This window comes from Rufibacter glacialis, assembly GCF_008271745.1.
Lineage (GTDB): Bacteria > Bacteroidota > Bacteroidia > Cytophagales > Hymenobacteraceae > Nibribacter > Nibribacter glacialis.
The window spans coordinates 635,246-649,862 of sequence record NZ_VKKZ01000010.1 but is presented as its reverse complement, the minus strand read 5'-3'; the positions used below and the strand labels follow the sequence as shown (position 1 = coordinate 649,862).

The following is a 14,617-nucleotide window of genomic DNA, read 5'->3' as shown; positions in this document are numbered from 1 at the left end:
GTTTATAAGCTATTTTCTTAAAAGGAGCTTGAATTAGGTTAAGCAGGTATCTTGTTAGGCGTTCTGGGCTGCCGGGCCGCGTAGATCAAGACGCCAACGCCCACCACTACCAACGGAATACTCAGCCACTGACCCATGTTCAGCGGCAGGGCATTCTCAAAGTCCTCCTGGTTTTCTTTCAGGAACTCCACCAGAAACCGGAAGCTGAACAGCAACGTCACAAACAAACCAAACAGCAAGCCTCTGATCTGCCCGGCGCCTCGTTTCCAGAGAAAGTACAGCAGAACAAAGAGGAACACGCAGAAAAGGCTTTCATACAGCTGCGTGGGGTGGCGCGGGTCTATATACGCCGGCACGCCGTTGAATATCTCCGTGTTCCGGACGAATTTGAATGCCCACGGCACATCAGTGGGGCGGCCAATGATCTCTGAGTTCATCAGGTTTCCTAACCTGATACAGGCTCCGCCCACGGCTACCACAATCACAATACGGTCCAGCACCCACAGGTAATCAAACTTGTATTTGCGGCAGAACATGTACAGGGCCAGCAAAATACCCAGGGTTCCGCCGTGGCTGGCCAGGCCGCCTTCCCAGATCTTGAGGATCTCCAGCGGGTTAGAAAGGTAATAGCCGGGGTCATAGAACAGGCAGTGCCCCAGGCGGGCGCCAATCACGGTGCCAATGATCATGTACATGGTCAGAATGTCCACGTCCTCATCGGTACGGCCATCTTTGCGGTAAATGTACTTCTCAATGGGTTGCGTGAGCACAAACGCCATGGCAAACAGCAGACCGTACCAGCGTACCGTCACAGGCCCCAGCGAGAAAATATCGGGCGAAACATCCCAGGTGATATAGTTCAGCATGTAGAAACAGTTAGTGGGGCTAAAATTACAATTTAATCTAGGAGTGACAAGAATCACTTCATCACTTCAGCTTCTTGGGAAACACTTTAGCGGAAAATGATGTTACTTTGTGGGCGCAAACCTGAAAGTTGTTTTCAGGCGCGCGCGCGACCTATAGTGGCAGAAAAGCAGATGCCCGCCTGCCAGTTAGAATTACTAAACCATTTATGTCAACTGTAACTACTGATATCTGTATAATTGGCGCTGGGCCGGTAGGGCTTTTCGCTGTGTTTGAAGCAGGCCTCCTTAAAATGAGGTGCCACGTGGTAGACGCCCTGCCCCAGGTAGGCGGCCAGCTTTCCGAGATCTATCCCAAGAAACCCATCTATGACATACCCGGCTTCCCGTCTATCCTGGCCGGTGAGCTGATCAAAAACCAGATGGAGCAGATCGCTCCTTTCCACCCTACCTTCACCCTGGGGGAACGGGTGGAGGACCTGGAAAAACTGGAGGACGGCTCTTTCCGGCTGGTGACCTCTGAGAACACGGAGATCTACTGCAAGGTAGTGGTCATTGCCGGCGGCCTTGGTTCTTTTGAGCCCCGTAAACCCGCCATTGACAACCTGGCCCACTATGAAGGCGGCAAAGGCGTGAACTACATGATCCTGGACCCCGAGTTTTACCGTGACAAGCGCGTAGTACTGGCCGGTGGTGGTGATTCTGCCCTGGACTGGGCCATCTTCTTAGCCGATGTGGCCAAAGAACTCACCCTGGTGCACCGTGGTACCACCTTTAGAGGCGCACCGGAATCTGCCGCCCGCGTGGCCAGCCTGGCCGAAGAAGGCCACATGCGCCTGTTGCTGAAATCAAACGTGACCGAGGTACACGGGGACGGTAAACTGGAGTCCGTGACGCTGGTACCAGACGGGTCAGAGGCTTACCAGATAGAGACAGATTACTTTATCCCGCTCTTCGGGTTGGTGCCTAAATTGGGCCCATTGGAGAACTGGGGCCTGGAACTGGAGAAATCTGCCATTGTGGTGAACACCGTAGATTACAGCACCAACATACCCGGCATCTACGCCATTGGCGATATCAACACCTACCCGGGCAAGCTGAAACTGATCTTGTGCGGTTACCATGAGGCGGCCCTGATGGCCCAGAGTGCCTATTCCTTCATTTACCCAGACAAGAAGTTCGTACTGAAATACACTACCGTGAACGGAGTGCCAACCCTGTAATGCCATGCAAGAAGACATCACCGTTTACGTAGAGAATGCCGCCGGCGAACGCGTTGCCGTTCCCGTACCCACTGACATGGGGTTGAGCCTGATGGAAGCCCTGAAGGCGAACGAGTTCGATATTCTGGCCACCTGCGGCGGAATGGCCCTTTGCGCCACCTGCCACGTGGAACTGGTGGAAGCCCCGGAGCTGCCAGAGCCCTCAGATGATGAACTGTACATGCTGGAGAACCTGCCCAATCTGCGAGACGGTAGCCGCCTCTCTTGCCAGATCAAGATCACCCCAGAATTGGACGGCACGGTGCTACGCCTGATGTCTGACCACTAGGTCTTTACCACCTTATTATAAAGCCCTGGTTCTTTCCTTGCAGGAAAGGCCAGGGCTTTTCGTTTCTGGGCCATTCTAAGGAAAACAGCCGCTAAACCAACGGCTGCTTCTGCTTTTGTTCACTACATGCAATAGGCGGCTTCATGACCAAAATGTTACTTTTAAACTTTTTTTCATTCAAAAAGCTGTATTTCTTGATAAGTGCGTATCTTCCATACAATACCCAAAAGCCCTGTTCCAGATTCTATTGTTTTAACCTTACCTGACGAATGGAATTACTTGCCTTTAAGGAAGCGCAGAAAATATGGAAGCAAATCTCTAAAGAAAGCACGGTGCCAGAGCTCAAGTTTGAGCTGGAGATCCATAAAAGGCTTCTCAATATCTTCCAGGTAGGGGATTATTACTATTACATCTTCAATTGCCAGGAGGCCGCCATTGAGTACGTACATGAAAACGTCACCGCGGTACTGGGCTTCCAGCCCCATGAGTTCAACGTTCCCAACATCATGGACCACATGCACCCAGATGACTTGCCCTGGTTCCTGAACTTTGAGAATGCCGTTACCCAGTTCTTCCTTCAGTTACCGCCCGGCAAATGCCTCAAGTACAAGGTGCGCTATGACTACCGGATCAGAAAAACCAACGGTGACTACCTCCGCATCCTTCAGCAGGTAGTCACTATCCAAACCGACGAGACCAGCGGCGTGTTACGCACCTTGGGGGTACACACAGATATCTCGCACCTGAAACAAGACGGGAAGCCTGTATTATCTTTCATTGGTTTGGATGGAGAACCGTCTTACCTGGACGTGAACGTAAAGGCTATTTTCTCCTCAGACAAGGGAATCCTGAGCAAACGCGAGAAGGAGATCCTGGGCTTGCTCATTGCCGGTCACCACAGCTCCCAGATAGGCGAGAAACTCTTCATCAGCCAGCACACCGTCAATACCCACCGCAGGAATATCCTGGCCAAAACCGGAGCGGCTACCACCTCAGAACTGGTGGCCAGGGCCGTGCGCGAAGGCTGGCTGTAGTCCGTTTTATCCCTCTTTTCCTGAAAACCGCCGGAAAACCTTAACCCTGTGCCCAAGGCTTGTTTGGGCTAATAGGTTTTCTCACTACTGAATTCTCCTAAACAAGATGGAGAAGCGCACTCGGCATGCCTGATGGCCTTGCCCGCGCCTGCTTCTAATGCCGGTTAAACAATCCCGCTGTTTTCTTGCGCTGGCGGATGAACAGATCAATCTCCATTTTGGGAAAGACCCATTAAAACTTCCTTGGAGAATTTCCAACGCTTTTCATGCCTTTTACGGGACAAACCACTCATACCCTTAGGCTTAGTACTTCCCTCCAAGTATATAGAAAGTTAATATTTTGTTAAAACTCTCCTTTTTAGGCAGCCTCCTGTAATAATCCTCTGCCTGCTCATACTAATGCAACAACTTGATAGATACGAAGCGCCCTGTGGAAGCTTGATTCCGGCCGAGGCCCCACAGCTTGCTTCCTTCTTCTAATTAGTTGCCAGACTTCTACCCTTTAACACCTTTATGAAAAAACTTCTGCTCTTAACCTTGTTAAGCTGCGCCTCCTCTGCCCCATTATGGGCACAGAACCCAGTGAATACCCCACGTCCGCAGGGCGCTCCCACCAGCACTGCCCCAGCCGCACCAGCGGCCCAGGGAACCGGAAGAATTACCGGCACCGTAGTGGACTCAGAATCATCCAAGCCGGTTGAGTTCGCCACTATTGCCTTGATCAATGCCACTATCGGAAAAACCGTAGACGGCACCGTCACCGATGACAAAGGCCGTTTCACCCTGAACCGCGTGGCCAACGGTTCCTACACCCTCAACATCAGCTTCATTGGCTATGAAACCAAGGAGATGAAACAGGTGACCATTTCCGCAGGAGACCAGAATGTGAACCTGAACAAGGTAGCCTTGAGCCCCGCCCAAACCAAACTGCAGGAAGTAACCGTGGTGGGTGAAAAGCCATTGATTGAAGACAAGGTAGACCGCTTGGTCTATAACGCAGACAAAGACCTGACCAACACCGGCGGAACGGCGGCAGATGTGATGCAAAAAGTCCCCTCCATTGCCCTAGACCAGGATGGCAACATCCAGATGCGCGGAAGTTCCAACGTGCGCGTGCTCATCAACGGCAAACCATCTTCCGTGATGGCGGGTAGCGTAGCAGATGCCCTGAAGCAGATTCCAGCCGATGTAATCAAAAGCGTAGAGGTGATTACCAGCCCTTCGGCCAAGTATGACGCGGAGGGAACGGCAGGTATCATCAACATCGTGACCAAGAAGAATGCCCTGCAGGGGGTGACTGGTTCCGTTTCCCTTACCGGTGGCACCAGAGCCAGCAACGGGAACGCGAACGTAGGCATTAAGCAAGGCAAGCTAGGCATCAACGTGAATGCCGGTGCCAACCGGTTCTACAGCAAAGGGGGCATGAACATGACCCAAATGAACCAAGCTATTCTGAAAGACGATCCCGAAACACTCCGTGAAGAAGGAGATAACCCTAATACCTTGTTCCTGGAGAAAGCAAGGACCGTGGAGAACACCAACTCCCAGTTGGGTACCAGCACCGTAGACGGTATGTTCGGGTTTGGGCAGTTAGGCCTGGAGTATGACATTAACGAGAAGAACAGCCTGGCAGCTGGCATCAGGGTCAATACCGGGAGCTTTAAAATGCGGTCCCATCAATTGGCCAGCTTCACCCAGGCAGACCAGAACGAAGCCCGAACCGGGTTCACCGACCCGCGGCTGGTGGACGAATACAGGTTGTCTATGAAGAACAACAACCAACGGCTGAGCATGGACCTGAACCTGGACTACACCCACCAATTCAAGAAACCACAGCAAGAACTAACCTTGCTGGCCCTCTACAGCCAAACGCAGCAGGACAACACCGTCAACCAAAACAGGTTTGAGCTGGAAGGCCCGCTACGCTCTATCACCCTCAATGAAAACGAAGGGTTAAACCAGGAACTGACCTTCCAGGCAGATTATGCGCACCCCATGCCCAAAAACACCTTGTTGGAAATCGGCTCCAAAGCCATCCTGCGTGACGTTTCAAGCGAATCATTGTATAATGGAGTTGATCTGAACAGCGATTTCGATTATGACCAGAACGTAATGGCCTCTTATGTGTCATATGGTTTCAACCTGAACAAGAAAACTGCCCTGAAATTTGGGGGTCGCTATGAATTCACAAAGGTGGCCGGAGATTTTATAGACCCTTCTCAGGACTTCTCCAACAGTTATGACAACTTCATCCCTAACATCACGCTGGCCTATGACTTGAAGCCTAATATGAAGCTTCGCACCACTTTCACCCAGCGGATTCAGCGGCCCCAGTTGTTTTTCCTGAACCCTTACCGCCAGAGACAGGGAGATAACCTGATCGTGTATGGTAACCCTACCCTTGATGCCGAACTGACCGATTCTTACGAGATCAACTACAGCACCTTCTTCAAGACTACTTCTATCAACGCCTCGGCCTACATGCGCATCACCGACAACGCCATTGAGCAGGTGTCTGATGTGGAAGAGAACATCACCTATGTCACGTTCAACAACATCGCCAAAAACAAGACGTATGGCATTACCTTGTCAGGCTCCACCAAGCCGGTTCCTGCCTGGAACGTGAACGGAAACGTGAACCTGTACTACGTGGAATTGAACGCACCCATTGCCTCTAACTCAGGCATGATGTACAACATCAACGTAAGCTCCGGCTATACCTTTGGCAAAGGGGTGAGCGCCCAATTCTCCGGCGGTTTCAACTCTGACCGAATCTCCTTACAAGGCCATAACTCTGCTTTCTCTTACCATAACCTGGCCATCAAGAAAGAGCTGTTTGAGAAGAAAGGAGCCATTAGCCTGGGCATGGACAACCCGTTCAGGAAAGCCATGAAATTTGACAACCGAATTGTTGGCTATAACCAAGGCACCGGTCTCCCCTTCAGCACGACGGCGCTGGTGACCCAGTACAACCGTGGGTTCAGAATGAGCTTTGAATACCGGTTTGGAAAGTTGCAACAGCAAGGTCCGCCTAAACGCAAGAAATCCATCAGAAATGATGACGCCAAACAAGGTGATGGAAACAGCGCTCAATAAAGCTTAACCACCTCCTATCATGAGAAAAAGGAACGCCAGGACAAACCCGTCTTGGCGTTCTTTTTTCGTTTGTTTTCAGGCTGTTTTCAATAAGAAACGTCATCAACAAAGCTTAAATAGAAAGGCATATAAATAAATTATTTCGGCTATATATACTATTGCAATATTCAGTCCGTTTTCATTTTGATTCTGACAAAACACCGGCTCTAGGCACTGGCCACACACTGGTTCCTTGACCGAAATCATTTCTATCTCATATTTTATACTGTTATCCTAAACTCTTCTTGCATGAGATAACCCCCGGTATCTTGTGCAAGAATTCACCCTATCATGAAGCAATTCTGCCTGGCTTTTGCTTTCCTTTTTTTCCAAAATTCCGGGACAAGCTCCCCTGCTTTTTCAAACCCGGTTTTGGCAAAAAAGCAGACGGACAGTAGTTTCACTGTCTCTGGTTTGATCCAGAATAGCCAGACCAAAGAACCCATTGCCTACGCCAGCATTGGTCTTTTACAGGAAGCGAAAGGCACTATCTCAAACGCTAAGGGGGTCTTCCGTTTTTCTCTACCGACCAACCAGAAAAGTGGTATTGTGAGAATATCAGCTATTGGATATGAGGCAAGGGAATTGGCAATAGAAGAATTGCTTACAACCGGTTCCCAAACGCTGTTACTAGAGTTGGTTCCTACCGCTGTGCCGCTGCCCGAGGTACAGGTAAAAGCAAAAACCTGGAAGACCAAAGAACTTGGCGGAAATGCCGGGCCCATCACCTTTTTCCATCACAATTTCGGGGTGTTCCAGCGCCCTATTGAGGAAAACCTGGGCAGGGAATTAGGCATCTTCATCCATAACAGAGACAAGGTTTCCTTTATCAGCAAACTCAACTTCTGCCTCACCTCCAACAAATATGACCAGGTAACCTTTAGGGTAAAGATCTATACCCTGCAAGAGGGAAAACCAGCCCAAAACATCACTCCTTCCAACATCTTGCACACGGTCAAGAACAAGCAAAAGGGTTGGATACAGGTAAACCTGGAGCCTTACAACCTGTACGTAGACCAGGATTTTGCCATAGCCCTGGAATGGGTAGACTGCGCTCCCAGATCTCAAGACAATAGCCTGACCATAGCCGCTTCCCTGCCCGGTTTCCATACCACCTTCTACAAAGACGCCAGCCAGGCCACTTGGGACAAGATGTCTTCAATTGGTATGGGCATGAACGTGGTGGTGCAGCGGGAGAAGTAACCCGACAAAGGAAGCCAACCGGTTTCTGTTCTGTTTTTTGAAAAGAAGCCAACTACCACCCGCCTAATCAGGTGGCTATACGCAACCAAGTGGTTGAAGAAATACTTCAGCTTAGCAAAATATTGCTCTGCCCCCAGTATTGCCCATTTTTTGTAACCTTCCTATTCCCCTGGAAATCTAAAATTGAACTATAAAACCCTCCTCTACCGGTATGAAAAACAAAGTTTTCCCCCTCCTCTTGCTGGTTGTCTTGCAGGCCTCGGCTTTCCAGACTGTTTCTAAAAACCCGCTTGAAACCCAACAAGGTCTTCCTGCTGAAAAGACAATTATTACCGGCAGAGTGATTGCCCAAGACACCGAGGAACCGATCGCCTATGCTAGTGTGGGAATCCTGAACGGGTCAATAGGAACCATTTCAAGTGAAGAGGGGGCCTTTTCCTTGCCTATTCCGGCGGGCCACCAGGAGCAGACGGTAAGAATATCGGCGCTAGGGCATGAAGCGCGGGAGATCAAAGTAAAAGACCTTTTGGCAATGGGTACCAAAACCGGGCTGGTTACCGTGGCCTTACCCTCTAAACCTGTGGCCTTGGCCGAGGTAAAGGTGAGCCCTAAAAACTGGGTTACAAAGGAACTGGGCGGCACGTTGGGCCCTAACTCCAAATTTGCCCATAGCTTTATCATCAACCCCAGGCCTATACAGGCGAATCTGGGGCGGGAGATCGGGATCCACATCAACAACGGCCAAAAGTTATCTTTCCTGAGCAAACTGAATTTCTGCCTGAAATCAAACAGGTATGATCTGGTACGGTTCAGGCTGAATGTGTATGACCTCAAGAATGGCAGACCCCACCAAAACCTACTCCCAAAAGACATCTACGTGACCGTGAAAAACCGGAAAACAGGCTGGATACAGGTAGACCTGGAACCGTATGATATTTACGTGGAACAGGATTTTGTCATCTCGCTGGAATGGATTGACTGCCGACCTAAAACCCATTCCACGAGCCTCTCAATTCCGGCGGCTATGCCTGGTTTACAGACTGCTTTTCATAAAGACGCCAGTCAATCTAAATGGCAAAAAATACCGGCGGCAGGCATGGGCATGAACGTGTTAGTACAGCGCGAGAAGTAAGCCATTTAATGTTGGAAACACTTACCAGGAACTGCTGTTTTTGTCTTACTTTTAGGTAAACAAGTCCAAAATAAGAAAACGACCCTCCTAAAAGCAACTTTTCCCTTTTATGCGTGTCTATGAGGCGAAGGTAATGGGATGGCAGAGGTCTTATGCTTACCTGTTTTGCCCAGAAGGCCCATTCTTTCTTCTTTTCAGCCAGCTTCTCTGTGCCTAATTACCTATGCTTTTTCACCCGTTTACAGCAGTACATTTTATAAAATAATTTATCAATTCGCCTCCCTTCAATCTTTAATCTAACCTTTTATTCTACCTCCTATAAACCCTCTACATGCGTTACCCTTTCTTAACAGCCCTGCTTTGCGTGGCCACCGCATTTTCTCTGCGAGCCCAGGCTCCTGCTCCCCCATCTTCTTCCGTTGTCCCAACCGGAAGCATTCAACGTGGCTCCGGCAAGATCACCGGGATAGTCACTGATTCCTCTACCAGCAAGCCAGTGGAGTTTGCAACTATCTCTCTCATTAGCGCGGCCACCGGCAAACCCGTTGACGGCACTGTCACTGATGACCGGGGCCGGTTTACCTTGTCTAAGGTAGCCATGGGCACGTACTCCATGACGGTGAGTTTTATTGGCTATGAGACTTTTACCCGATCCACTTTCACGGTCTCTGAGAAAGACCCCGAGGTGGAATTAGGCCGGATCGTGCTCAAACCCATCCAAAATAAACTAAAGGAAGTAACCGTGGTGGGCCAGAAGCCGCTGGTGGAAGACAAGGTTGACCGCATGGTCTACAACGCGGACCAGGACATCACCAACATTGGCGGCAACGCCTCAGATGTGCTCAAGAAGGTGCCTTCCCTTACGGTAGACCTAGACGGGAACGTACAGTTACGCGGGTCTTCTAACGTGCGGGTGCTCATCAACAACAAACCCTCCAGCATCATGGCCAACAGCGTGGCAGATGCTTTGAAGCAGATTCCTTCAGATATGATCAAAACGGTAGAGGTGATCACCAGCCCCTCCGCCAAATATGACGCTGAAGGCACCGCCGGTATCATCAACATCATCACCAAGAAGAACACCCTGTATGGCGTGAACGGGAGCGTGAGCACCTCAGTGGGTTCCCGCAGCTCCAACGGCAACGGCAACGTGAATGTGCGCCGTGGCAAAGTAGGCTTCAACGCCAGCATGGGCACGCACCAGCAGTACAACAACAAAAACGAGAGTGAGCTGAACCGCTCCACCAAAAGCCTTCCCAATCTAGAAAACTATGATACTTTCTTGGAACAGTTAGGCGAATCTAAACGGCGCGGTGGCGGCCTGTACGGTCAGGTAGGCTTTGATGCAGATATTGATTCCTCTAACAGCATCAACGCGGGTATCAATTTTTACCAAGGGAATCACAGAAATCAGGGAATTCAGCAGTCCCTTACCCAAAGCGCCAGTACCCCCCTGCAGGAGATCGAAAATAACAGCCGGGGCAAAAACAAAAATGCCTCTGTTGACATGAACATGGGGTATACCCACATCTTCAAACCCCAGCAAGAGCTATCTGTGCTGGCCCAATGGAACAAAGGTTTTAACAACAGCACCACCGACCAGGACATCTACCTGAACCGGGACTACTTCCTGGACACGCTGCTGCGCAATACCAATGAAGGTATGAACCGAGAGATGACGTTTCAGGTGGATTACGTGCACCCGTTCCAGAACAAAACTCAGTTAGAGGTGGGTACCAAGGGCATTCTGCGCCACGCCGAAAGTGACGCCATGTATCGCAGGTTACGATTGTCCACCCAGGCCGAAGAATTACGCCCCAATGAGTTCAGCTATGACCAGGATGTGTATTCCACCTATGCTTCTTATGGGTTCAAATTGCGCAAGAACTACAACGTTAAATCAGGAGCACGTTTTGAGTATACCAACATTGACGGCCAATACATACAACCCTACCAAGACCCGTTCACTGACAATTACTACAACTTCATCCCCAATATCCTTATCTCCCGAACCTTTAAAAGCCAGACCTTCAGGGTAGGGTACACGCAACGCATCCAGCGGCCGCAGATCTGGTACCTGAACCCGTACGTGAATATCATTGATGCGAAGAACGTAGCTTTTGGTAACCCAGAGCTGGAACCTGAGTTATCCCACGCATATGAACTGGGGTATAGTAATTACTTCAAGACCAGTTCCATCAACGTGTCTTTGTACTGGAGACAGACCAACAACGCCATTGAGTCTTTCCGGAGCATTGTGGGAGAAGATGATGTCCTAGACGAGACATGGGAGCAGCCCGGTGTTTCCTACACCACGTACCTCAACATCGGCAGAAATGCCACCTACGGGCTTAGCCTCTCAGGGAACACCAAGCCCGTGCCCAAGTGGAACGTTGGTGGGTCTTTCAACCTGAACTATATCTCCCTCCGGAGCACGATCCAAAGCAATTCTGCCATGCAGTACAACGTGAACGTAAACTCCGGCTATGACTTCGGGAAAGGGCTGGCAGCGCAGTTCTTCGGGTCGTTCAGTTCTCCAAGGCCTACCATCCAAGGGAAATTCTCCGGTTATTATTACTCCAGTTTCAGCGTCCGCAAGGAACTCTGGAAAAAGAAAGGCAGCGTGAGCCTGGGCATAGACAATCCCTTCAGCAAGACCATCTCCTTCAAATCTGAACTGGCCAATGATTACTTCCGGCAGACTACGCTGAACCAGAACTACAACCGCAACGTGCGGGTGAGCTTCTCGTACCGTTTCGGGAAAATGGAGATGAACCAGCAGCCGCGCCGCAAGCGATCCATCCGGAATGATGACGCCAAAGCGGGGGAATAACCTGGCTGGAGAGAGTTTTCTTAGAAGCACCTTTTTACGGTGTTTCTAAGAAAACTCTCTTAAAACAAAACGCAACGACCTGAGCACCAGAGACTTTTACGGTTACGCATGGAATCTCTCGCCGCCCCTTCCATGGCCTTCAGGAACGCTTTGGTCTTGTTTTGCAAAAACCAAGGTAAAAACGGTGCAGCTTACCCAAGCCTGCACAGTCAGTTTTCAAGAACTGGAATTGGTCACACGGCTAGGCTGCCTTGTTCCTGCCCCCCGAAGCTTGGCATGGCGCATGAAGGTACCCTGCACCTCTGCTTTAAGGTATTGGGCAAGATTGCATCACTTGAACTTATCCCTCCTTTCATAGAAATAGCATGCGTCTACTTTTCCTCTTCGCAGCGGCAGCGGTGGCTCTCTTTGTTTCTTTCCCGCGCGTGGTTTCTGCCCAGGCCCCTACCGGAACTATTACCGGCCTGGTACTGGACTCCGCCTCCTCTAAACCGGTGGAGTTTGCTACCGTAACCCTCACCAGTACTACCACCGGTCAACCCATAGACGGCACCCTCACCAATGGCAAAGGCAGCTTCACCTTCTCTAAAGTAACTTTTGGCACCTATTCCGTCACCGTCAGTTACCTGGGGTACGCAGCCAATTCTCTGTCCGCTTTCACCCTTTCGCCCCAAAAACCGGAAGTAACCTTTGTCAGGATCCTGCTGCGGGCCAACCCCACCAAGCTTCAGGAAATAACCGTGGTAGGTCAAAAGCCTCTGGTGGAAGACAAAGGGGACCGCCTGGTGTACAACGCCGAGCAGGACCTCACCAACCGGGGCACCACCGCCTCTGATGTGCTCCGGAAAGCGCCCTCTGTCACGGTAGATGGGGAAGGGAACGTGCAATTACGGGGTAGCAGCAATTTCAGGGTTTTGATGGATGGCAGACCCTCCAGTATTCTGGCCAATAACCTGGCCGAGGCGCTCAAACAGATTCCGGCTGATATCATCAAAAGCATTGAAGTCATTACCAGCCCCTCCGCCAAATATGACGCCGAAGGCACCGCGGGCATCATCAACATCATCACCAAAAAAAATACCCTGGAAGGCCTGAACGGCAAATTGGGCGCCACGGTAGGTAACCGGTCCAACACCGCCAACGGAACCCTGAACGTGCGCAAAGGCAAGTTTGGGGTGAACACCCAGGCTTCTATCTATGAAAGCCGCTTCGGCAGAGGCTCTTTGGTGGAACGTACCGGGGGAGACTTCTTCCGGCAGGAAGCCACCGGAAAAACGAGCAACCATGGGTTCTACGGCCAGACCGAGCTTACCTTTGACCCAGACACGCTCAATGCCTTCCACCTGAGCGGAACCCTGTACCGCAGCTTTTACACCAGCCGGTCAAACCAGCGCACCTTTGACCGGCAGAACCAGTTCCTCTCTTACCTGGAGAATCTCTGGAATTCCTCTGGCCATGACCTTAACCTTGGGTATACCCACACATTTAAGCCCCAGCACGAGCTCTCCCTTCTGGCCCAGCTCAGTTATAACAACTCCCATGACCTGTACCACAACCAACAGTTCACCGCAGAAGATGCCCAGCTGCTAGACCAGGCCAATGATAACCTCTCGCCCACCCGGGAGACCACCGTACAGATAGACTACAACCGCACGTTTGCCAATGAAAGCAAACTGGAGGTAGGGGCCAAGACCATTTTACGTGATGCCCGCAGCAATACCACCTACAATTATTCCTTCCTGGCCAGGCAAGACTCTGTGGTTATCAATAACTTTGACTATTACCAGCATGTGGCGGCAGCCTATGTCACCTATGCGTTCAAAGTCCGGAAGAAATACAATTTTCACCTGGGTACCCGGTATGAGCGCACCGCTTACAAAGGACTTTTCCTGAACACGGAATGGGAGAAGGAAACCAAGTCAAGCCGCCTGGTGAACAGTTTCTTCCAAGATCTGTACAAGAATGTTATTCCCAGTCTGACGGTATCGCGCACCCTTGATTCCATCCATACGGTGCGGGCCAGTTACACTCAGCGCATACAACGGCCGCAGATTTTTATCCTGAACCCGTTCTTGCAGCTGGAAGACTTCAACAATGCGTTCCGGGGTAACCCTACCCTTGATGCAGAGCTCACCCACTCCTTTGAACTGGGGTACAGCACCTATTTCAAAACCACCTCCCTGAATGCAGCCCTGTACCTACGCCAGACAGACAATGACATCCAGACCGTGGCCCGGCCTGAGAAAATAATGATAGATGGTATAGAGCGCGATGTATTGTTGGTCACCTATGATAATGTGGCGAAGAACAGGGCGGTTGGGTTTAGCTTATCGGGCTCTACCAAGCCTTTTCCGGCCTGGACTATCAGCCCCAGCGTGAATGTGACCTATCTGGTCATCAAAAGCGACTCCCTCAGAAACAAAGGCCTGCAGTACAATGCCAACCTGAACACCAGCTATGAAATTGGCAAAGGCTGGTCTGCCCAGGCCTATGCCTCCTATTACTCTGGCACGCGTACCCTGCAGGGCGAAAGGGGTGCGAACCACTACTCCAATTTGTCAGTGCGCAAGAAAATCATGAAGGAAAAAGGCAGCATCAGTTTTGGCGTTACCAACCCATTCACCAAAACCCTTACTTACAGCTCTACCTATGAAACACCCCAGTACGTGCAGGAAAGCCATCACTTCAACTACAACCGCACTGTCCGCCTTACCTTTGACTGGAACTTCGGGAAAATGCAGGCCAGCCAGCGGCAGAAAAAAGCCATTCAGAATGATGATGCCGCCGGCGGTGGCAAATAAAGGCAGTTTACTTTTAATTTGTCTGTAACATCTCCTTCAGGCCTGTTTTTTGAAAAGCAAGCCCA

General features: G+C 50.6%; 9 protein-coding genes. 8 read left to right on the top strand and 1 reads right to left on the bottom strand.

What is annotated here, in order from left to right:
- Positions 1-38: 38 nt before the first annotated feature.
- Positions 39-866: a prolipoprotein diacylglyceryl transferase gene (gene lgt / locus FOE74_RS03570; protein WP_149097212.1), complete on the bottom strand. Its 828-nt coding sequence runs from the start codon at positions 864-866 to the stop codon at positions 39-41.
- A gap of 206 nt (positions 867-1,072) precedes the next feature.
- On the opposite strand from lgt, the gene FOE74_RS03565 reads away from it, so the two are divergent.
- The 8 genes from FOE74_RS03565 (at position 1,073) to FOE74_RS03530 (ending at position 14,552) form a co-directional block, all read left to right on the top strand.
- The gene (locus tag FOE74_RS03565; RefSeq protein ID WP_149097211.1) at positions 1,073-2,086 is read left to right on the top strand and encodes an NAD(P)/FAD-dependent oxidoreductase; all 1,014 of its coding nucleotides are present in this window, start codon (positions 1,073-1,075) and stop codon (positions 2,084-2,086) included.
- A 4-nt stretch (positions 2,087-2,090) separates the two neighbouring features.
- A complete protein-coding gene (locus tag FOE74_RS03560) occupies positions 2,091-2,414 on the top strand; it encodes a 2Fe-2S iron-sulfur cluster-binding protein (protein WP_149097210.1) in 324 nt (107 codons plus the stop codon).
- A gap of 269 nt (positions 2,415-2,683) precedes the next feature.
- On the top strand, positions 2,684-3,448 hold the full coding sequence (locus FOE74_RS03555) for a LuxR C-terminal-related transcriptional regulator (RefSeq protein WP_149097209.1): 765 nt from the start codon (positions 2,684-2,686) through the stop codon (positions 3,446-3,448).
- A gap of 513 nt (positions 3,449-3,961) precedes the next feature.
- Entirely contained in the window at positions 3,962-6,544 is a 2,583-nt protein-coding gene (locus FOE74_RS03550) for a TonB-dependent receptor domain-containing protein (protein WP_149097208.1), read from the top strand.
- A 411-nt stretch (positions 6,545-6,955) separates the two neighbouring features.
- Complete coding sequence (locus tag FOE74_RS03545; protein ID WP_188686287.1) at positions 6,956-7,786, top strand: carboxypeptidase-like regulatory domain-containing protein; 831 nt, start codon at positions 6,956-6,958, stop codon at positions 7,784-7,786.
- A gap of 211 nt (positions 7,787-7,997) precedes the next feature.
- Positions 7,998-8,918: a carboxypeptidase-like regulatory domain-containing protein gene (locus tag FOE74_RS03540; protein WP_149097206.1), complete on the top strand. Its 921-nt coding sequence runs from the start codon at positions 7,998-8,000 to the stop codon at positions 8,916-8,918.
- A gap of 331 nt (positions 8,919-9,249) precedes the next feature.
- Positions 9,250-11,751 (top strand): TonB-dependent receptor, encoded by a 2,502-nt coding sequence (locus FOE74_RS03535; RefSeq protein ID WP_149097205.1) that lies wholly within the window; start codon positions 9,250-9,252, stop codon positions 11,749-11,751.
- Between the two features lie 365 nt (positions 11,752-12,116).
- A complete protein-coding gene (locus FOE74_RS03530; RefSeq protein WP_149097204.1) occupies positions 12,117-14,552 on the top strand; it encodes a TonB-dependent receptor domain-containing protein in 2,436 nt (811 codons plus the stop codon).
- Positions 14,553-14,617: the final 65 nt, after the last annotated feature.

Bases quoted from the DNA above. Each gene is read 5' to 3' on its own strand.
- lgt (WP_149097212.1), bottom strand. From the start codon at position 866: ATGCTGAACTATATCACCTGGGATGTTTCGCCCGATATTTTCTCGCTG.
- FOE74_RS03565 (WP_149097211.1), top strand. From the start codon at position 1,073: ATGTCAACTGTAACTACTGATATCTGTATAATTGGCGCTGGGCCGGTA.
- FOE74_RS03560 (WP_149097210.1), top strand. From the start codon at position 2,091: ATGCAAGAAGACATCACCGTTTACGTAGAGAATGCCGCCGGCGAACGC.
- FOE74_RS03555 (WP_149097209.1), top strand. From the start codon at position 2,684: ATGGAATTACTTGCCTTTAAGGAAGCGCAGAAAATATGGAAGCAAATC.
- FOE74_RS03550 (WP_149097208.1), top strand. From the start codon at position 3,962: ATGAAAAAACTTCTGCTCTTAACCTTGTTAAGCTGCGCCTCCTCTGCC.
- FOE74_RS03540 (WP_149097206.1), top strand. From the start codon at position 7,998: ATGAAAAACAAAGTTTTCCCCCTCCTCTTGCTGGTTGTCTTGCAGGCC.
- FOE74_RS03535 (WP_149097205.1), top strand. From the start codon at position 9,250: ATGCGTTACCCTTTCTTAACAGCCCTGCTTTGCGTGGCCACCGCATTT.
- FOE74_RS03530 (WP_149097204.1), top strand. From the start codon at position 12,117: ATGCGTCTACTTTTCCTCTTCGCAGCGGCAGCGGTGGCTCTCTTTGTT.